The following is a 19925-nucleotide window of genomic DNA, read 5'->3' on the forward strand; positions in this document are numbered from 1 at the left end:
TCTTGATAATAAGATAAATTATAGCACTTTGTTAGAACTCATTTTTATTGTTTAAGAAAGTATACAGTGAGATTTATAATTTAAAGGTAACGGTTCTAAAGAATATTTAGAACCATTATCTTAGTAATTTTAACTTTAAATCTTTAATTATATTCTAGAGAGCTAACAGGTTCTGCTAGGGTCAGTTTATTATTATGTATCTTTTTTACCTGTTTTTGTAAATGACCTGCCTTTTCTTCTAATAACTTCAGACCATCAAATAATTTGGTGTAATCTTGATAATATTCTTGTGAAGGTAAGATTTTATGAGATAAAGCTCCTTGGACATTATTTGTAGCACCAACCATTTTTGAACATGTATTTTCTATTTTATAATCTTTAACGATTGTTTTTGTAATTTCCTTAACATCTTCCTGAGCAAAACATTGGTTTAATACTTCTATTGATTTTTTAATTGATTTTAGATAGGTCATAAACTCTGATAAATCTACCTTCATTGTCTGTTGAGTGGGCAAAGTGCACTTAGAATTAAACATATTAATACAATTAGGCCCTGCTTCTTCTAATTGTGCAACGTAAGTACTTAATGCCTTAACTTCCTCTCTTAATTCTTCTAAGGTAATTGCTTTTCTAGTTTTCTCTGCAACTTGAGATTTATTGTTTGTTTGGAAGAAATAATTTCCTTTAAGCTTACCAAATCGCTCTTCTAAAGTAAGTTCTGGTTTGCTCGTGCTATGCGTTATAAAAGACGACGAGTAATTTCGGCTTGTCGTTTCATTTATTTTTTGTAGTTGAGGTTGAATAGTTACAGGAGTTACTTTAGTTGATTTAGCTTCTAAACTTGCAATAATTTGAGGAATCTGACGAGTTTTCGCTATATCTAACGGCGTATTACCAGTTATATCTCTTGCTAAACAATTTGCGCCAGCTTCAAGTAATAAATTTACAATTTCTACATAGCCAAAGTTAGCAGCAGCATGTAACGCAGAGAAGCCATTTTTTGCCCCAACTATATTCACATTGGCCTTACGTGCAATTAGTTTTTTGACCATTTCTGTATTACCAATACAACAAAAATGAAACAAAGCTGTATGTTGTATTTTATCATCAATATTTCTAATTGATGTTTCAATATCTGCACCCTTATTTAAGAGTTCCTCAGCCTGTTCCCAACTATATTCAAGGATTGCTTCCTTAAAATTCTTATTTAATAAATCACGATATTCCTGCATATAAATTTTAATAGGATGGTTATCAGCTTTTTTAAAAGCAGCTGAAAATGCATTTTCAGAATTATGATTGCTTATAGTAGGGCTAGCGTTATGTTGTAACAAATAAATCATTTCAGAATAATGATTATTTGTAACGGCATTTAATAAGGGTGTGGAACCATTTGAAGTAGTAGAATTAATAGCTTGAGGACATTTAGCAATAAGCTTCTTTAAAATATCTAATTGCCCTTCATTTGCTGCCCAATGCAGTGGATTGCCAGTATAAACAGGATCAACTATCTCAGTCATAGAAACATGCTTAAGAAGATTATCCAATAATGAATCTACAATAAGCACATTCCCTTCCTTAACTGCTTCAATAAATACACTAATTGATTTATTAATTTGATCATCTAAACGCACTACTGTTCCCCTTAATATATAGTTGAAATCAAATTGCACTGATTTTACACACTGGATTACTCGGGTCAATTAATTAATTAGGAGGATTTTACAGTTTTGCCAACCATGGCATTAGAAAGCCCTACTAAGTTAAATAATTTCAAATAGTTTAAACTTTGACGGTACAGGTTATTTCCTTTTTTAATAAAGAACCTCCCTAATCAAAATTTACTTCAATAAACCAATATGTCTAGAATATTATCAAATTTTGATTATAATGGGCCTCAAAATCATAATTTATTTGGGTATGTAGGGAAAAATCCTTAAAAAACGATTAGGTTACAACATGATTAATCAAGCAAACCTTAGCAAATATCACTTAAAGCAAGATCCTGAGCAGGATAAAAATATCTGCGAGGTTTTCGCCAGTCAAATTATGCGGTTTATTGCTGAAAAAATTGGTGAAGATCCAAATATTATTGCTAATGTTTCTTATTTGCCTTTGTCCTCTGACGAGGGAATTTATATTGCTTCTGAATTATTCCAAGATTACCGAGATCTATACTTAGATGCCTATCTTGCTTATCAATTACCAGCTTATCAAGACTTACGTAAAGCTGTTGGAGATAAATTCTACACTCTACCTGATCATAGGCCTCGTTATTTTGAGTATGATATCTGCATTGATACAATGACTGAGGCAGGACGCTATAAAGACCTGATTCCTGGATTAGCAAAGCGTGGGATTGTTGATGATCCAGATACCCACTATAAAAATATTGGCGCTGCTCCCATAAGAAAATCAATTGACCAAGAACTTATACCTATCTTTGAGAATGCGAATTACACCGGCTATTGCACAAAAAAAACGCTTCCCGAGAATTATTCTGCAGATGAAATTGAAAAAATAAGAATTAATGATACAACTTATTATAAATTTAGATTAGTTAGGCAACCTGATATTGATGAGTATAGTGAGGCTTTTATCATCCATAATAAAAAGTATTATTTAATACCTAATATAGGTAATACACGGGCTGTACAAATTGATTTTGGTGGGGCCCTAGGTGATTTCCGTTTATTTGGTCAGCGTAAATTTGATGAAAGAATTCATCTTAAAAGTTTTCATAATCTCTTTCGCTATCATCCCTCTTATAGTGGGCCTCCAGCTTATCATGATCAAATTTCTGACGCTCTTACCTATTCTGCTACTTACTTTTTTGAAACCTTAGCTCGCTACTCTATGATTAACAAAGATGAGTTGGCTGAATTTATTAACCAGCAAATCGACATAGCAATAGCTCAATATAAAAATCAACCACTAATTATTCTAAATTTTGCACATCGTATAGGCTTGAATAGTTCTGAAACTGACTTAACTAACCTCGATTTATTAAGTCACCAGATTAAGCAATTTTTACAAGAAAATTTTATTAGTCGGCAAGAGCATGCCAAATTACTTTTCTTACGCCATTTTTGTCAACTAGATTATACTGCTCAGCTTACTTTAATGAATAGCTATAAAGATTCACATGAACAAAATGCAAAACTTAAACAAAAGTTAATTAGTGATTTTTTTCAAAACTTAAAAGGGACAAACCTGTTATTTTTTACCGCTCTCGAAAGTATTCAGCAATTAAATCTGAGTAGTACCTATTACAATAAGAGCGATTTATTAAAACTTAAGCTTCTACTTCATCAACAACTTTGCAAAGCTTATCTTAAAGGCCATTTAGAGAATAAAGTGGCCGGAATTCAAAAAATTAGTGAACAAACGAATTATTTACTAACGGAATTTGTTAAAACTAAGTCCGCATTAAATAAATTATCTCTTAATGATTTACAAGGAGCGAATCAATTAATAAGACAATTTATAATTACCGCTAATCAATATAAACAAACCTGTGTAAAAGCAACAACTAACCAAAAAATTATCATGGCGGCCTGTACATTAGGTGGTGCTTTAGCAGGTGCCGTCTTAGGAGCAGCATTGGGCATCTTTGTTGGTGGCTTAATATTTGGGCCATTAACGACTATGGCAGGTACTGCACAAGGGATTACCATGGGTATTGCTTTAGGAGGAGCCATCATATCTCTTTTAGCGGGGGCAAGTGCTGCTAATAAGCTAACTCGTTATCACATGTTTAAATCTATGGATACATATACGAAAAACTTAAGTGATTCATTAACTTCTTCAATTTGCCCAGAATCACAAGCACCGTGTGTATGTTAATAAAGGCCTTTTATTATAATAAGAGGCCTTCTACTTTACTTAGTGTTCTCTTGTTGATGAAAAATGAATTTTCGGATAACGCTCTTCAGCCATGGTTAAGTTAACTCGAGTAGGCGCTAAATATATTAACGCATCACTACCATCTAGTGCTAAATAATCATATGCTTTTGTGCGAAACTCTTGCATCGCTTTATCATCTTCTGAATAAACCCAGCGGGCACAAGACACACTCACTGATTCATAAACACAATCAACTTTATACTCATGATGAAGACGATGCGCAACTACATCAAATTGCAATACACCTACTGCACCTAAAATCAATTGATTACTATTTAATGGTCTAAAGATTTGAGTGGCGCCTTCTTCAGATAGTTCAACCAATCCTTTTAATAATGCTTTACTTTTTAAAGGATCTTTTAAGCGTACCAAGCGAAACAATTCGGGAGCGAAATTGGGAATACCTGTAAATTTTAACACTTCGCCTTGGGTAAAGGTATCACCAATACGAATAGTGCCGTGATTATGTAACCCGATAATATCGCCTGCCATGGCCGTTTCAGCATGTGATCTATCACCTGCCATAAAGGTTAATGCATTGGCAATTACAACTTCTTTTCCTAAACGTAAATGATTTAACTTCATGCCTCGCTTAAAGGTACCTGAGCAAATACGTAAAAAGGCAATCCTGTCACGATGCTTAGGATCCATGTTCGCTTGAATTTTAAAAACAAATCCGCTAAAACTTGACTCGTCTGGGTTTACTTCTCGCTCCAAGGCTCGGCGAGGCCGCGGGCCTGGCGCGTGCATTGTAAAATCATCAAGCAATTCTTTAATACCAAAATTATTAATCGCTGATCCAAAATAAACTGGCGTTAACTTACCTGCTAGATAAGCATTTAAATTAAATTCATGCGAAGCGCCTTTAACCAATTCAATTTCGTCACGCAATTCTTGTGCAACATCACCGAGTAATTGATCAAGCTCAGGACTATCCAAACCATCAATCTGAAGTGCTTCTTGTTTTTGGGCATTTTTTCCTGGCTGATAGAGATAAATTTTATCTTGGTAAAGATGGTAAATTCCTTTAAAGCGTTTACCCATACCAACAGGCCAGGTGACAGGCGCGCATTGAATACCTAACACTTCCTCTACTTCATCAAGAAGAGAAATAGGCTCCCGCCCCTCTCGGTCTAATTTATTAATAAACGTCATAATAGGTGTATCACGCAAACGACATACTTCCATTAATTTAACCGTTCGATCTTCAACACCTTTAGCGACGTCAATTACCATAAGCGCTGAATCAACTGCGGTTAAAGTCCGATAAGTGTCTTCTGAAAAGTCCTCATGACCGGGCGTATCAAGAAGGTTAATCACGTGTTTATTATGCACAAATTGCATCACTGAAGTTGTGATAGAAATTCCCCGTTCTTTTTCCATCTCCATCCAGTCAGATGTTGCATGCCTGTCAGCCTTGCGCCCTTTTACTGTGCCCGCCAACTGAATTGCACCACCAAACAACAATAATTTTTCTGTTACGGTGGTTTTACCAGCATCGGGGTGAGAGATAATGGCAAACGTTCTTCTTTTAGTAAAATCCTCATAAAATTCGGACATACAAAACCTTAGTTTAAAAAGCGATAATTTTAAGGGAAAGCGCTTAAACAAACAAACTTAAAGTGGACATTGTATCTTATTAATTTTCGATTATAATGAACAAAAATCATATTTTCATTCTATTCCTTGAACAAATTACTAAAAATATTGATTGGTTTCTTTATTTTCTTCGCTGCCCAGCCTACCTGGCCTGCTATCCGCTTTTTGGCTCTTTCAGATATTCATTATGGAGCGAATAATATCACCGGCAATGGACATGATACAGGCGATATCTTATGGTCTTCTGCTTTAGAAAAGTTTAAAACGCTGCAGCAAGACGTCGATTTTATTCTGCTCCTTGGTGATTTACCTACTCATCATTTCCCTTTTTTCAGCAAGGTTGATAAAGCTCAATATGAAGCAAAAATATTTCATGATTTATTTATAACAGATAACACGCATAAACCCATTTACTATGTTCCAGGTAACAATGACTCTCTTGCCGGTAATTATCAACCTTTTGCAAAACAAGGTAAATCACCTCTTAGTTATGCTTATGATTGGCAAGGCGCTTGTGCTTATTGTGATGGGTTAATGATAGATAAAACTGCCATGGAGAGTGGCGGATATTACGCAACATATGTCCTGCCAAAAAACAAAGACATAATACTTATTGTCTTAAACGCAACACAGTTTGCTAAGCTCCCTCTGTGGATTCCTTCTTATTTGAATCAAGACGATGATGCCGAGCAGCAACTAGAATGGCTAGCGACCCAATTAAAAAATCATCAAGCTAAACAATTATTAATTGCGATGCATGAAGAACCTGGTATAGATTATCGTAATAAAAAAGTTTGGAAAGATAAACCTTTAACGCAATTTATTAAATTACTTAATAAATATCATAAAAATTATCAGCAAATTTCGTTATTAACATCGCATAGTCATTATGATGAATTACGTAAAATTACTCTAAAGAACGGGAAAGCTATTTATGCCTACTCAACCCCTTCTATAAGTCGACGTCACTATAATAATCCGGCCATGAAAATTTTTCATTTAAACGATGATTTAATTCTACAAGATTTTACTACCTACTTTACCAATGACGAAGCAAGGTGGGGTGATGATCATTATTATGCCATTAATTCCCAAAATAATATTTTTAGCACTTGCAAAGATAGATCATTAGCCGCATGTCTAAACTCATTAAATACTGAAAAAATCTGTGAGTTAATGGAAGGGAAAGCTATTTATAGTACTAAAAATGAAGATAAAAAAGGGTTTAATTGCCTAAAGAGTTATAACATAAATTAGATAAAACCGTTTTTTATCATTAGAGCTCTTATGTAACGTGTAGATTTTACTTTAGTGCAAGGCGCAAAGGTTTCAAAAGGCGGGATTATAGAAAGTAGAAGCTCTGCAAAAAATTTTGCAAAGCAACATTAAACTAAAAGTTGTAGTTACTCAAGTTAATGGTTCAGTTAATTTTAAGAATTTGTCATTTCCGCGAAGGCGGAAATCCATCTTAACAACCGCACTGTGCTTGCAGAGATAGATTCCCGCCTACGCGGGAATGACATTGGCTTTAGAAAAACACATTTATTAACTATGCAACACAGCCCCACAGGAAGGACAGAGCTGTTCTTAAGTTGGCGTCATCACATGAACAGTTACTCTTTAAGTGGTGTCACGCTTATTTCTTTAAAGTACACATGGCTATCTTTATTTAAAGCAGTATGATCATGATTTTGTATGCCTATGTAACCTACTTCAGGTCGAACTCCTCTATTTGGATCTGAATATAGCTTTTTCTCTGGCATAGATTGAGTAGAATGAAAATCATTTACTAACTGATCATTTAAGAAAATTTTTACCTCATCATTTTTCATTATGATTTCAAAAGTATTCCACTGGCCAGGTGGATAGGAAGCAAGCTTTAATGGCTTTGCCATTGTATAGATAGCGCCCGTTCGATAATACTCATTATGAACTTCTTTTCCTTTGTCACAAATTTGTACTTCATAACCTTGATGTACAGCATCCCAAACATCCTTAGGTTTATCAGCAATACGAATAAAAATACCTGAATTAGCTTCTGGATAATCAACTTTATAAACTACTTTTAATTTGACATTACCAAACTTCTGTTTAGTGTACCAAAGCAATCCCATCCCACCTTCAGTGACTAATAAGTTATCTTTAACATGAAAAACCCCTTCACCAATGTGTTGCCAGCCAGAGAGGTCGTGATGATTGAATAGCTCAGTCTGTTGTTTAGCCATTAGTGGACCTGAAATAAGTAGAATTAAAATAGTTATAAATAAATTCACAATAATACATCCCTTACTCAAATAATCCTATTACAGATACTTTAACAAAATAGTAACAAATAATCTTTTAAAAATTATTTTGGCTACTTAGCTAATTTTTCCAGGGCTGCACAAAAGTTATTTATCTCTTCCTCTGTATTATAATAATGAACAGAAGCTCTAATTAACTCCTTAATATTCCTGCTTTCTAAGTCTAGTCGTGCATATTCTTGTAAAGATATAGTGACATTGATATTTAATTGAGCTAAATGTTTTTTAATGGCTGGTGCAGAAAAATTTTCTAAGGTAAAAGTCACTAATCCACATTGATTTTCACCTAAGTCTTGTAATGTAAGCCCAGGTATTAACAATAAGCGTTGACGTAATAAATTTGCTAAATATTTAATCCTAGACCAAATAACAGGCATACTTAAATTAAGTGTATATGCTATTGCTTTAGCTAGGCCAATTTTAGCAGCGATATTTTGCTCCCACGTTTCAAAACAGCGCACGTCCGCTCTTAATTGATAACTATTCATTGCTGTCCAAGTTGCTGAATGTAGATCAATAAAAATGGGCTCACATTGCTTAAGCATTTTTTTGCGAACATATAAAAATCCAGTTCCCCGTGGACCACGTAAATATTTACGGCCTGTTGCACAGAGAAAGTCACAGCCAATGGCTTCTACATCGATAGGCAATTGGCCTACTGATTGGGTTGCATCTAGTAAATATGGAATATCCCTCTTGCGAGCAATTTTTCCTACTTCTACCACCGGATTCATCAAGCCACCTTGGGTTGGAATATGCGTTATTGCAATTAACTTAACATCCTTAGTTACTCTTCGTTTTAAATCATCTATATCAACCTGGCCATGCGCATCATTTTTTATAACTTCTATAATAATCCCAGAATTCTTAGCTCGTTGTAAAAGTGCTAAATAATTACTGGCATATTCACTTATACTAGTTAAAACTCTATCGCCTTTTTTAAGGGCAAACTATGAAAAGCCACAGCCCATGCATGCGTAGCATTATCTATAAAAGCAATTTCATTAGCATACTATTAATAAGCCTTGCAGCTAAAGTATAGAACGTCTCAATTTGATCGTTAACTTGTTCAGCTGCCTCATAACCACCTATTTTTGCTACTAAGTTAAGATGAGAGTGTAAAGCATCAATGACAGGAAATAGGCATTAGAGCAGCGCCTGCATTATTGAAATGCAATACATGTTCACAACCTGGCGTATCCTGACGTAACTTATTGATAAGCTGTTGCTCCATCTTAACTCCCAAAATTTAACTCTATTTGCTACAATTTATTGCGCCGATAATCTATTATTAATAAAGAAATTTCAACTGGTGAATGTTATGGACAACAGTAATAATGGATTAATTCCAGCAGGCTTAAAACGCCACTGGGGCTGGCTTCTGGGTTTAGGAATTTTATTTATTATCCTTGGCACTTTGGCTTTAGGTACATTAGTAGCTGTCACTTTAGCAAGCATCATAATGATCGGTGCTATCCTTGTTATTGCTGGTATCGTTCAACTTATAGATGCCTTTAAGTGCAAAGGTTGGAAAGCGGTAATCTGGCACATTCTTATTGCTTTGCTTTATATATGGGCGGGCATTTTAATCATTTATGATCCTATATTAGCCTCAACTATTATAACAGCTTTCTTAGCTTGGCTTTTAATTGCTATTGGTTTTATCCGCTTTATGATGGCTTTTACCTTAAAAAAAACTAAAGGATGGTTTTGGCTTATTTTAGCAGGTATTGCATCAATTATTATGGGTGTTATTATTCTTAGTAGCTGGCCTGTCAGTGGACTTTGGGTTATTGGCCTGCTTATTGCTATTGAAGTATTAATAAGTGGTTGGAGTTATGTTTTGTTTGCCCTAGCATTACGACAGACAAAATAGTCTTTAAGAGTAATTTTTTAATAAAATTAATTACTTGCAGTTGCTGTATTACATCCTAGCAGGATAATTATTATAATAAATTATGTGGTATTTCACTATCTTGGTGAGAGCTTGATCCATTACTAGTTATTATTCTGCTATAATTAAATGTCGTAGATTTAGATGTTCAAAATAGGATAATTAACTTAAACAAAAGGAAGAGCATCATGAATAAAGTAATATTAGGATTTTCTATTTTAATGGCAGGAAGCGTTGCTTTTGCTAGCTCAAGCACAAATAACCAAACACCCAGCACTAACATGAAAGCTAATTGGATTTGTACTACAAATGCTAGTAGCAGCGATATTGCAACTGAAAAAGCAGCTGATGACAAAATGGCTCAACAAAAAATGTCTGCTGAAGATTCATTTAAATTTGCTGCTAAGCATTGCCGTGATTGCACTAAAATTACTTGTGAAGTGCAAAATGATGACAATACTACTAATACTAATACTAATCAATAATAGAATAGGGCTCGATGAGCCCTTCTTTTTACCTTTATTTTATATTCTTACTTTCTTGTTTAATCCTTTCACATTCTTTTTCATAAGCAGCTCTTAAGCGATTTATTAAATCTTCTATTATTAAAAATTGGTAGTTTTCATGTTTTCCTAACCATAGCCCTGTGAAATCGAAAAAACTTTTTTTTCTACACATGCTTCTTAAATAAGTAGTCGCATAATGCTGTACTGGGAAAAGATAATCTGCTTTCTTCAAGCTAGTTGCTAAAGTATTTTCTATACTGCGTACCCACTTACCTGTAATAGCATCGGTAAGCTTAGTTTTAATTGGGGGCTGGTCTGATAAAAGATATTGTATACATTTTTTACTTAACAAACTTAGATTACTAAGCATAAAGAGTGTACCTAATTGCACTAATGCTGCGCCTGCTTGCCAATAAGTTTTGATATTATCTAAATTAATTCCACCTGCAGCTATTAAAGGTAAACTTAGTTCTAATTTTTTAACTTGTTTTAGTAGATCTAAGGTAGTTAACTCATTAGGTTCATTAGTTAAAAAACTACCTTGATGGCCGCCTGCTTCTGTTCCTTGTAAAATTAATGCGTCTGCGCCTTGCTCTGCAGCATATTGCGCTTCAGCACAGCTACAGCAATTTACCAATAATTTTACCTCATGCTCTTTTAAGTACTTAATTATATCTGCATCAAAAATACCGAAAGTAGTACTGACAATAGGCACTTGATGTTTAACAAATAATTGGGCAAAGCTTTGTTGATTAATTGTTTTCGGAATAATAAATGTTTTTTTTGGCACCAATCCTGCCTTTTTCTCCAGCGCTAAAATAGTTTTAGGCTTTGGTAAAACTTGTTCTTTACAGCGGGGCTCTTCAATAAAAACATTAACTATGTAAGGTTGAAAGGTAAGAGATTTAACCGCTAAAATTAATTTTTCACAGTCTTCTAAACTAAGATATCCGCTGGCAATAGAACCTAACATCCCAGCATTTGAAACCATGGCTGTTAATTCAGGCGACACGATACCGCCAGCCATTGGTGCCTGAATAATAGGATATGGAATCGATGTCAATAAATTAGATTTCTTCACGTTTTCCCTTATACGTCCGCTTAACATAGATTGTTTTTAGCACCAAAACCTAGGCGTTTATCTAGTTAAAATTTCCAATTAAGTAACCAATTGGCTTTAAAGGTTCAATTTCATCACAAATAACCTTAGTAATTGCAAGTACTGGAAGAGCAAACATAATACCTGTAAAGCCTAGTAACAAACCGCCAACAAATAGCCCAAGAATAGCAACAAAGGGATTGACGCTTACCTGTCTACCTACAATATTAGGTGTTAAAAAATTACCTTCTAAAAATTGTACAAACATAAAAACAAAAATAACGCTTAACATATACCCAAGGGAGCCCTTAGTTAACAAGGCAAAAATTGCCGGAAACAGAGAGCCAATAAAAATCCCGATATAAGGAATTAACGTAAGAATAGCTGCCATTACTCCAAAAAGAATAGCGTGCTCGATTCCTAAAAGCCAAAGGCCAAGTGTATTTAAAACACCTACGATAAAGATGACTAAAAATAAACCAAATATATAATGTTCTACAACAAACTGGCCCCTCTTTAAAATTCTTTGCAAGGCTAAATGGTTTTTAAGAGGGGTGAATTTAAAAAGAAATAAAACAAGATTTTTTCGATAATAAAGCAAGAAAAATAGCACAATGGTAAAAATTAAAAGAGCCGTAAAAACAGAGGCTGTAAAAGACATTGTCCGATTTATTAAAACAGAACTATTTTTTACTACCGTTGTAAGTCCTTCCATAAGAATAGATTGTTGTTGCTCTTGAGTCACGCCTAAAATACTTGTAATCCAATTTTGTATTTTAGTAGGAATGCCAATTATATTTTGACTAAAATTACCCAATTCAAAATCAATATTACGCACCTGGGCTTGAAAAAATATAATAAGAGCCACAAGAATTATTATAAGCAACAATACCGATATAATGGTACTCAACAACCTCGGTACTTTATAATTCTCAAGTAGCGAAGCAAAAGGCTTTAATGCTAAAGCTAAAATAAAAGCTGCCAAAAATGGATTAAATAAAGTTGCTGACACAGATAAGAGATAACCTGTAAGCATAATACTAGCAAGGAGGTAAAAATACTTTTTTAAAAAGGTCATTTTTTTTCATATGATAGGCCTATTTCTATCATATAGGATTTATTTGAAATATTTAATGGAAACTTTAACCCTGATTATAAATACGAAAATTGAGCATTATCTACTACGAGTATACCGCGTTTTTGAATTTTCTGACTTTGTTGTTTTTTCATCATTATCTTCTTCTTTAAAGAATTGCTGTGGAGATTTCGGATATTGCAGGAATAAACTATCCGGCTTATATATAAAATCAGGAGGATTTGCTTCATCTAGCTTAAAACCTGGACATTTTTTCCAAAAAGCGTCAGCATTTTGTGAAGTTGTGCGAATTGAAAATTTTTTCGCATCAGCAAATTTTGTAATCGCCTCGACAAGAAACCTTCCCGATCCCTTTGCATCAGTATCAAAAACATTAGAAAGAATAAAACGTATAATAATTAATTTATCTTTTTCGTCGCCGATTAGTAACGCACAAGGCTTATTACTTTCATCAGACTTAGCTAACAAAAAATGAGCATGCCTTTCGTCCTTTAACGTTTTTATCATTTGTGTTGCTATCGACTGTGCATTTGTTTCTATTTTATTTCTTTTTTTGCTTAAGAATTTTTTTTCCCAATCACTTAAAACCTCTAACATCCTTTTTGAATCTACTTTTTCTGCTTTAAATTTCATAATTTTAAAATAATAGATATAAGTAAAATAATTATAGTACATGCTTATTTTTTAGTTTAATTGAGATTTATAGTCGCTGTATTTCCTATCAACTGCACTTAAATTTATTAATTTTAAGTCGTAAACCACTTATGAGTCTCTGTTCTTGGCAAGGCTTCTACGCCATGGGCATCAATAAAAGCGACCAATGCCCAGCGCGCAAACGGCTGTCCAATTAAGTTTTCATCCAACTGAATCACATCGTGCCAAGCTGGAAATAGGTCTGGGTTATCAATCATTTTTCGATAATTTGATGAAATCATAAAAATAGCATGATCGGGATTATGTTTGATTATTTTTAAATCACTTGGATTTCTACCGATTCTTAATCCAGGACAACTTTCTGCAATAGCTAACGTAAAAGAGCCAGCATCATAATGAGGTTTAGCTAGATATTTCCCTGATTGCTGCCAATCATATTTTAAAAACCTTAAAAGGATATGTGGCTTACTTGTTGCAAAAATTTTATTAACTATATCAGGATAGACCGGCTCAAGGGATGTAAAAATTTTAAGTATAAAATTATAAACTATATCCCAAATTAGTTTGGCTTGATTGATAAAATTAGCTACGGTTTGATGCTCAGCCAAATAACTTTGAAACCCATCAAAAATCGCTGGATGGAAATGAAAAAATTCCTTATTGTCATTATAAATATGGTCATCTGCTTGCCGTTGCTGATAACCAACATCACCTCGGCGGTGATTAGGCGCTATGGAGAAATTAATAACTTGTTTAATTTCTTTAGGTTCCTTTAGGAATTGAAAAAAAGCTGTTATTGCCTTATTTATTTGCTGCTGAGTAAGATTAAATGGCAGCTGTACATAACTTTGTTGCTTTAATTCATTTAAGATTTGCTCTGTTATTTCCATCTTTATTGAAAACTCTATTCTAACTTATACAAAAATTAAAAAGCTGCTTAATGCAGGGGCTGTTTACAATTGCTATTTACGCCTACGTCCCGTGGCTTGTCCACGGGATCCAGCATTGATCTTAATATTAAAACTCTCATGGCTTATTCAAGATCTTATGGAGCCCATGGATAAGCCAGAGGTAGGGGAAAATGAATTTTCAACACACTTAATATTTAAACAGTTACATATTTATCTTTCGATAAGTAGTAAACATTATTTTTCGCCTGTTACCAAATAAACCGAACATTTGAATTTACAAATTCCCTGCCACCTTTTTTGGCATTCTTTTTCATACCAATCAACCATGGCCGCATTAAGCAATTTTATTTCAGAGTCTAAAATACGCCCCTGATAAAACGCAATACCGTTTACAAGTTTTCTAAAAATATCAATGCTTGGCAAGGTTATGGATTCCTGAATACGGTCTACCTTAATTTTTTTACAAGAAATAGAGGCTAATTTTATAGCTAGATTATCCAGTTCTTTATAGTCCATAGGCGCCTTAAAATCATGAAGACAAGCAAACTGCCCTGATTCTTTAAGTGCATAATAAGCCTTAATATAAGGATCATCTCCGGCAGGAAAAATGGTAAAAATCTTGCCACCTGGTTTAAGTGCGTGGACAATATTGATAAATGCTTTTTTAATGTCTGTTGCCCATTGCAAGCACCAAAAAGAAACAACCTGATCAAATTGATTAGCATATGACATATCAAGAACATCATTCTTCTGCACGGAAAAGTTAGAATAATCCTTACAGACTTCTTCTGCTAAAGCGAGCATATTTTCTGATGCATCAACTCCTAATACTGACCCATAGGGAACTTTATCAAGAATTTTACGTGTATAATTACCATCACCGCAGCCAATATCTAAAACATCATCAGTTGGATTAAGTTGTAAATTTGCAAGTAAATGATCTGCAATAGTTGCTTGTACATAAGAACCAACTGCATAATCTTGGGCAGGCCATTCCGCGTTTGGCATTTTCTATCCTTATAACGAAATTTGATTAATTTTCTAATTAAATATTTTGCAATTTCTTGCACAGCAAATTTTAATTTAAAAGAAATCTTTTTTATAGTCACTTAATTTCTAAAACTACAAAGTGTTTAACCTTAAGTTAAAACATTGAATTGATGTAATATTTTTATACATTTATTAATTGACTCAATTAACCAATGATTATTTTTAAGAAAATATGGTGGTTTTAAAACAACAAAAAATTTAAATTTAGGTATATTGTCTTCTCTTAAGTAATCCTTAAGCTTTCAAAAGTATAATCGGCGCACATTTTTGTCTATAAAACAAAAAGAGGTATTCTGTGCCAATTCATGTCTTTGTAGGAGCCGGCCCTGCCAATTTACACCGTGCTTTAAAGGTTAGAAAACTTAATCCCAATGCTCAAATTATTATTCTAGATCGTCGTTTAAAACCTGAAAATCATAGCATTGATAGAAAATTATCCCGGGCCAATATTTTTCGTTTTGAACGAGAAGATGTTACAGAGAAGTTAATTAATAATGGCATTGATAAACAAGCATTAGATAAATTAATGCACGAACGAAAATTTTCTGTTGCGCAAGGTTTCCAACAAGGTGATGATTCTGTTTTTGCTGCTAAGCACTTCAGTCAAATCCAGATTCGCGATTTACAACAAATCTTACTTGATACCCTTTTTCAGCAAGGCAATTTACAGCTTATTAAACAAAACCTTGACCTCAATGATTCTATTTCTGAGCAAGTACTCGACATTATAAAAGACTTAGGTTTAACCGATAATGATATTCAAATTCATGTGGCAACTGGCGCACTCGAAGGTGATTCAAAAAAACATGAAATTATTTATCCTGATCAGAAAAAATATCGAATGGAAAATGCAACGCCTGATGTTGAATCTATGCCAGTTGTTCCTGTTCATGGGACAACGACCTTTTTTATAAAAGACAAATTTGAGCAAGAAATCATTAGCTGTAATACATTAGAGCAAAATCAGCGTTCACTTGATTTATCGCCTTGGCAGAAGCCATTAAAACAATTTGGCTGGAATCTAATACGTCCTCCACGTATCCGGGTTTTTTATGCTAATGATATATTATATATTGGTGCAGAAATTCCTATCGCCATGATGGTCATGGAAAAGAAAGAATTCGAAGAAAAAGTTGCAAACTATATACGACAAATTGCAATACTAGTCTTCCCTAGATTACCTATAGATAGTTTAGAAGCAAATGAAGTATTACGTTCAAGGTTTCCTTCAGGACGTGGCGAGAGTGGCCAAGTTATTTCTTCTACTACAATTGAGTTAGAAAACCAACAAAAAGCAAATGTAACTATTTTTAATAATGGTGATAGTCGATACCTTCCTCATTACCAAACAGGTAGCGGCTTTGTAACGGGCTTTTTACAAAATGAAATATATGCGGAAATTTATCAACATCAAACGCTTAAAGAGTTATTTGAATGGGGACAAGAAAAGAAACATATCGATAAAATCAAAGATTTTCAAAAATATCGAACTACTTACGCGATATTAACTAATTCTCAAGATGAAAAAATTATCTTACGTGCTGCTCAAGAAGAATTATATATGGCACTAACTCGCGATGTCATTGAACAAAATAAGGAAAAAGTTGGTAAATATTTTAATGCGTTACACCAACAAACGTTAACATTAATGTCTGATAATTTTGATGAATTGTTTAGCATATTCAAAAATTATCACTCAACTCCAGCTATTTTACCTTTAAAATTTTCAACAAAATCAGATAAGACGATTGCTGTGCTAGCAATGTTAAAATCAGGCAATCCTGATTTTTTAAGAGCAATTTTACCACGCTTTCTTAACGACGATATTAGTATACTTACAAATGATCAATTATTAAATTTAAGAGATGCTTATTTCGATGATCTAAAGCGTAATATGTCAACTGCAGAGGGTAAAAGTTTTAATAATTTTGAAATTAAAGCTGAGTTTTTAGTTAAATTAAATAAGCTTAACTTTACTGAAATTCTTGCCAATTACAATCAAGTACATAATACAGATTATCAAGAAAGCGACTTTCCTGAAGGTCATCGTCTAATCACATTGGTAGAAATGCTTAACCTTAGCAAAACAACAAAAGGCATAGCGTTTATTCGCAACACGCTGCTACCTAAATTAGTGGAAGAAGATATCTCGCAATATACTGATGAGGATATTTTAGCTTTAAAAGATCAACTTACTGAAAATTATATTGACTATATTGATGTAGAGCAAATAGCAACAAAAATACTTACTCAGCTTGACCTTAATAAACTTAAATTACCTAAAAATGCTTTAATTAAATTTAACCGGCAAGACCCTCAAGAAAATCAAGTACGCTTAATAATAGCCTTAGCGCAAGAAAATAATACTGGATTAGTTGAGTTGATAATACGCCAATTAAATTTTCCCCTTATCAATAAAAAAGCTGATCAACAAGCAATAGGTTTAAGATGGGCAAAAGCACTTTTAATTGAGAAATGTAGCCATCCGATTGAAGGTTACTCGATTGAAGCAGACATCAATAAATTAATACAATGTAGTGATAAAAAAGAGTTAGTTAAAAGACTTAAGGGTGTTAAAGAAGTTCTTACAGGACATAAGGAGTTACATCAACGCGCTGCTTTATCGTTTTTTAAAGGTAAACACAGCAATACCATTAATGAGTTTTTCCTTGCGTTGGATAAGTTAGTTTCCCAACAAGATTTAACGCTAGAAACATTACAATTAGAAGCTTTAAATTTATTATTTAAGTTTCATTCTAAACTTAAAGCAGGTCATTCAGTAAGAACAATTGCTGTTTTAAAAGACGCTATTATTAACAATAAGCCTGTGCTAATGGAAAATGATTTTACCAACTTAGCTAATATTTAAAATATATAAATAGCGAGGGAAGATGCCTCACTATTTTTAAACGCTAATAACACAACTATGCAAGTTTTTTTCTCACATTGTGTTATTATGTTTTTATTTAATTCTATTAATGATTAACAGTGTCTTTTTCTAATACACTTTCAATTTGGGAAGAAAACCCAAACGCATCAATTTCATTGTTGTTTCTGCATGGACATTGCACAAACAAGACATTCTTCCATCACCAAATGAATGCTGATGTAATTAAATCTTATCATCGCATTGCAATTGATTTACCTGGTTATGGCCTAAGTCCCCCGCCTCTTTCACCTCTACAAACCTATAGCTTCCCAGGCTTTGCTGACACAATTATCAGTGCATTGCAATCTTTATCAATCGAAAAATTATTCATTATCGGCTGGTCCTTGGGCGGTCATATCGCTTTAGAAATGGTTGATAAAGTTCCACAACTCAAGGGTTTGTTACTTACAGGCACGCCACCTCTAGAAGTTTCCTTGCAAGGTATACAAAAAGGTTTTAAGGCTCTAGACCCAAAAATCATGGCCTGCTTTGGCAAGGCACATTTAACGTATACGGAGGCACAATTACTAGCAAGTGTTTCTGGCTATGACGGTCGTGCTGAAAAAGAATTTTTAGTCGATGCCATACTCAATACTGATGAAAAGGCGCGTATACTTTATCCACAGTCAATTATTGATGGGATAGGTAGAAATCAGTGTAATATTGTTGCGAATTGGGATAAGCCTATTGCAATAATAGGTGGTGAAGATGATATTGCAATTAATTATGACTATGTTCAACATGAAGTAAAATTTAAGAATCTTTGGCAAGATAAAATACATTTTATCAAGAACGCAGGACACGCAGTTATGCTTGATAAGCCTGATGAATTTAATCAGCTAATCTTAGAATTTATCCATGATTTATCCTAGCAAAATATTAAATTTTCTATCCTCTATTAGAGGATAGAAACAGATACCCCTTTAATTTTCTACAAGCAAAGATAATTCCTCTCCATCCTGCTCAAAATAATTAGCCACTAAAGCTGGCGTGACTGCAGCTAGGCTATCAGGTGACCAACGCGGTTTTTTATCTTTATCAATTAATAATGCTCTTATGCCTTCATAAAAGTCATGATCACGCATAAAATGAGTCACTAAACGATAATCCATTTTCACACAATCCGCCATAGATAATGATTTAGCTCGCCTAATTTGTTCAAACGTGACAGCTAAACTTAAGGGAGATTTTTGCTCTAGCGTTTGTAACGTAGTCAAAGCCCAAGAATCCTCACTTTTTCTTAATGCTGTAATGATATTTTGCACGCTGGATTCTGAAAAATATTGATTAATTTTTTCAATATTTGGGAAGGTTGTTTTAAAGCTGGTTGCAATTTGTTGTAAAAGTATTTTTATTTGCTGATGAGGATTATCACTTAAATCCAATTTATGTAAACAAGAAATAATTTCTGTAAACTTATCATTGCTAACAACATAGTCTACTAAACCTGCAGCATAAGCTTCTGCAGCATTTAAACGATTACCCGTTAAAGCTAAATATAAGCCAATCTCTCCTGGACAATGTGATAAAAGATAGCTTGCGCCAATATCAGGAAATAATCCAATACCAGTCTCAGGCATTGCAAAAACAAATTGCTCTTGGGCGATAGTATAAGAACCATGCAAAGATATGCCAACGCCTCCACCCATAGTAATGCCATTGAGCAATGCAATATAAGGCTTTTTTAATTGATGAATATAATAATTTAGCCGATATTCATGCCAAAAAAATTGCATCTGTTCTGCTTTGTTTCTTAAACCTGTTTCATAAAGCCATCGTACATCACCGCCTGCACAAAATGCTTTACCTGGTTCAGCCTGAATAATAATAGCCTGAACTGAATTATCTTTTTCCCACAGCAGCAGTTGTTGTTGTATTGCTTGAATCATGGCTAAATTAATTGCATTTAATGCTTGCGGGCGCGCTAAAGTAATAATACCAAGTTGGCTCTGGCAATCGAAGCGAACGTCTGTCATGC

Annotated in this window: 16 protein-coding genes; 6 read left to right on the plus strand and 10 right to left on the minus strand. The window is 33.8% G+C overall.

All coding sequences use genetic code 11. From position 1 onward, the window contains the following. Window positions 1–143 precede the first annotated feature (143 nt). Window positions 144–1634: an ankyrin repeat domain-containing protein gene (locus E1P04_RS12550; protein ID WP_165482776.1), complete on the minus strand. Its 1491-nt coding sequence runs from the start codon at window positions 1632–1634 to the stop codon at window positions 144–146. Between the two features lie 325 nt (window positions 1635–1959). Between E1P04_RS12550 and E1P04_RS12555 the strand changes: the two genes are divergently transcribed. Next, window positions 1960–3846, plus strand: coding sequence for a hypothetical protein (locus tag E1P04_RS12555; RefSeq protein ID WP_131783251.1), 1887 nt, complete (start codon window positions 1960–1962; stop codon window positions 3844–3846). A gap of 39 nt (window positions 3847–3885) precedes the next feature. Here the strand turns inward: E1P04_RS12555 and E1P04_RS12560 are convergent, their stop codons facing one another. Next, window positions 3886–5466, minus strand: a complete 1581-nt coding sequence (locus E1P04_RS12560) for a peptide chain release factor 3 (RefSeq protein ID WP_131783252.1) — start codon at window positions 5464–5466, stop codon at window positions 3886–3888. A 126-nt stretch (window positions 5467–5592) separates the two neighbouring features. Here E1P04_RS12560 and E1P04_RS12565 point away from each other — a divergent pair, with 126 nt between their 5' ends. After that, window positions 5593–6762, plus strand: coding sequence for a metallophosphoesterase (locus tag E1P04_RS12565; RefSeq protein WP_165482777.1), 1170 nt, complete (start codon window positions 5593–5595; stop codon window positions 6760–6762). A gap of 356 nt (window positions 6763–7118) precedes the next feature. Here the strand turns inward: E1P04_RS12565 and E1P04_RS12570 are convergent, their stop codons facing one another. Both E1P04_RS12570 and E1P04_RS12575 read right to left on the minus strand, forming a co-directional pair. Further along, window positions 7119–7778, minus strand: a complete 660-nt coding sequence (locus E1P04_RS12570) for a 3-keto-disaccharide hydrolase (protein WP_131783254.1) — start codon at window positions 7776–7778, stop codon at window positions 7119–7121. Between the two features lie 83 nt (window positions 7779–7861). Then, window positions 7862–8722, minus strand: coding sequence for an aminotransferase class V-fold PLP-dependent enzyme (locus E1P04_RS12575; RefSeq protein ID WP_207386027.1), 861 nt, complete (start codon window positions 8720–8722; stop codon window positions 7862–7864). Between the two features lie 407 nt (window positions 8723–9129). Here E1P04_RS12575 and E1P04_RS12580 point away from each other — a divergent pair, with 407 nt between their 5' ends. Both E1P04_RS12580 and E1P04_RS12585 read left to right on the plus strand, forming a co-directional pair. After that, window positions 9130–9684 (plus strand): HdeD family acid-resistance protein, encoded by a 555-nt coding sequence (locus E1P04_RS12580; RefSeq protein WP_131783255.1) that lies wholly within the window; start codon window positions 9130–9132, stop codon window positions 9682–9684. Between the two features lie 206 nt (window positions 9685–9890). Continuing rightward, window positions 9891–10187: a hypothetical protein gene (locus E1P04_RS12585; RefSeq protein ID WP_131783256.1), complete on the plus strand. Its 297-nt coding sequence runs from the start codon at window positions 9891–9893 to the stop codon at window positions 10185–10187. Window positions 10188–10221: 34 nt separating this feature from the next. Here E1P04_RS12585 and E1P04_RS12590 read toward each other — a convergent pair whose 3' ends face one another. The 5 genes from E1P04_RS12590 to E1P04_RS12610 all read right to left on the minus strand — a co-directional run bounded on the left by E1P04_RS12590 (window position 10222) and on the right by E1P04_RS12610 (window position 14976). Next, window positions 10222–11289, minus strand: coding sequence for a nitronate monooxygenase (locus E1P04_RS12590; protein ID WP_165482778.1), 1068 nt, complete (start codon window positions 11287–11289; stop codon window positions 10222–10224). A 61-nt stretch (window positions 11290–11350) separates the two neighbouring features. Next, window positions 11351–12385 (minus strand): AI-2E family transporter, encoded by a 1035-nt coding sequence (locus E1P04_RS12595; protein WP_131783258.1) that lies wholly within the window; start codon window positions 12383–12385, stop codon window positions 11351–11353. Window positions 12386–12481: 96 nt separating this feature from the next. Continuing rightward, window positions 12482–13036, minus strand: coding sequence for a hypothetical protein (locus tag E1P04_RS12600; RefSeq protein WP_131783259.1), 555 nt, complete (start codon window positions 13034–13036; stop codon window positions 12482–12484). 113 nt (window positions 13037–13149) lie between these two features. Next, window positions 13150–13947, minus strand: a complete 798-nt coding sequence (locus E1P04_RS12605; protein WP_131783260.1) for a hypothetical protein — start codon at window positions 13945–13947, stop codon at window positions 13150–13152. Between the two features lie 255 nt (window positions 13948–14202). Then, window positions 14203–14976 (minus strand): class I SAM-dependent methyltransferase, encoded by a 774-nt coding sequence (locus E1P04_RS12610; RefSeq protein ID WP_131783261.1) that lies wholly within the window; start codon window positions 14974–14976, stop codon window positions 14203–14205. Between the two features lie 337 nt (window positions 14977–15313). Here E1P04_RS12610 and E1P04_RS12615 point away from each other — a divergent pair, with 337 nt between their 5' ends. Both E1P04_RS12615 and E1P04_RS12620 read left to right on the plus strand, forming a co-directional pair. Beyond that, window positions 15314–17887 (plus strand): hypothetical protein, encoded by a 2574-nt coding sequence (locus tag E1P04_RS12615; RefSeq protein ID WP_131783262.1) that lies wholly within the window; start codon window positions 15314–15316, stop codon window positions 17885–17887. Between the two features lie 119 nt (window positions 17888–18006). Further along, a complete protein-coding gene (locus E1P04_RS12620) occupies window positions 18007–18819 on the plus strand; it encodes an alpha/beta fold hydrolase (protein WP_131783263.1) in 813 nt (270 codons plus the stop codon). 51 nt (window positions 18820–18870) lie between these two features. Here the strand turns inward: E1P04_RS12620 and E1P04_RS12625 are convergent, their stop codons facing one another. Beyond that, window positions 18871–19923 carry an enoyl-CoA hydratase/isomerase family protein gene (locus E1P04_RS12625; protein WP_131783264.1) on the minus strand — a complete coding sequence of 351 codons (1053 nt, stop codon included), beginning with the start codon at window positions 19921–19923 and terminating at the stop codon, window positions 18871–18873. Between the last annotated feature and the right edge of the window lie 2 nt (window positions 19924–19925).

Source organism: Legionella gresilensis, assembly GCF_900639865.1.
GTDB lineage: Bacteria > Pseudomonadota > Gammaproteobacteria > Legionellales > Legionellaceae > Legionella_C > Legionella_C gresilensis.

Excerpts from the sequence above, each read along its gene's own strand:
- E1P04_RS12555 (WP_131783251.1), top strand. The coding sequence starts at position 1,960 with ATGATTAATCAAGCAAACCTTAGCAAATATCACTTAAAGCAAGATCCT.
- E1P04_RS12560 (WP_131783252.1), bottom strand. The coding sequence starts at position 5,466 with ATGTCCGAATTTTATGAGGATTTTACTAAAAGAAGAACGTTTGCCATT.
- E1P04_RS12580 (WP_131783255.1), top strand. The coding sequence starts at position 9,130 with ATGGACAACAGTAATAATGGATTAATTCCAGCAGGCTTAAAACGCCAC.
- E1P04_RS12585 (WP_131783256.1), top strand. The coding sequence starts at position 9,891 with ATGAATAAAGTAATATTAGGATTTTCTATTTTAATGGCAGGAAGCGTT.
- E1P04_RS12595 (WP_131783258.1), bottom strand. The coding sequence starts at position 12,385 with ATGACCTTTTTAAAAAAGTATTTTTACCTCCTTGCTAGTATTATGCTT.
- E1P04_RS12600 (WP_131783259.1), bottom strand. The coding sequence starts at position 13,036 with ATGAAATTTAAAGCAGAAAAAGTAGATTCAAAAAGGATGTTAGAGGTT.
- E1P04_RS12605 (WP_131783260.1), bottom strand. The coding sequence starts at position 13,947 with ATGGAAATAACAGAGCAAATCTTAAATGAATTAAAGCAACAAAGTTAT.
- E1P04_RS12610 (WP_131783261.1), bottom strand. The coding sequence starts at position 14,976 with ATGCCAAACGCGGAATGGCCTGCCCAAGATTATGCAGTTGGTTCTTAT.
- E1P04_RS12625 (WP_131783264.1), bottom strand. The coding sequence starts at position 19,923 with ATGACAGACGTTCGCTTCGATTGCCAGAGCCAACTTGGTATTATTACT.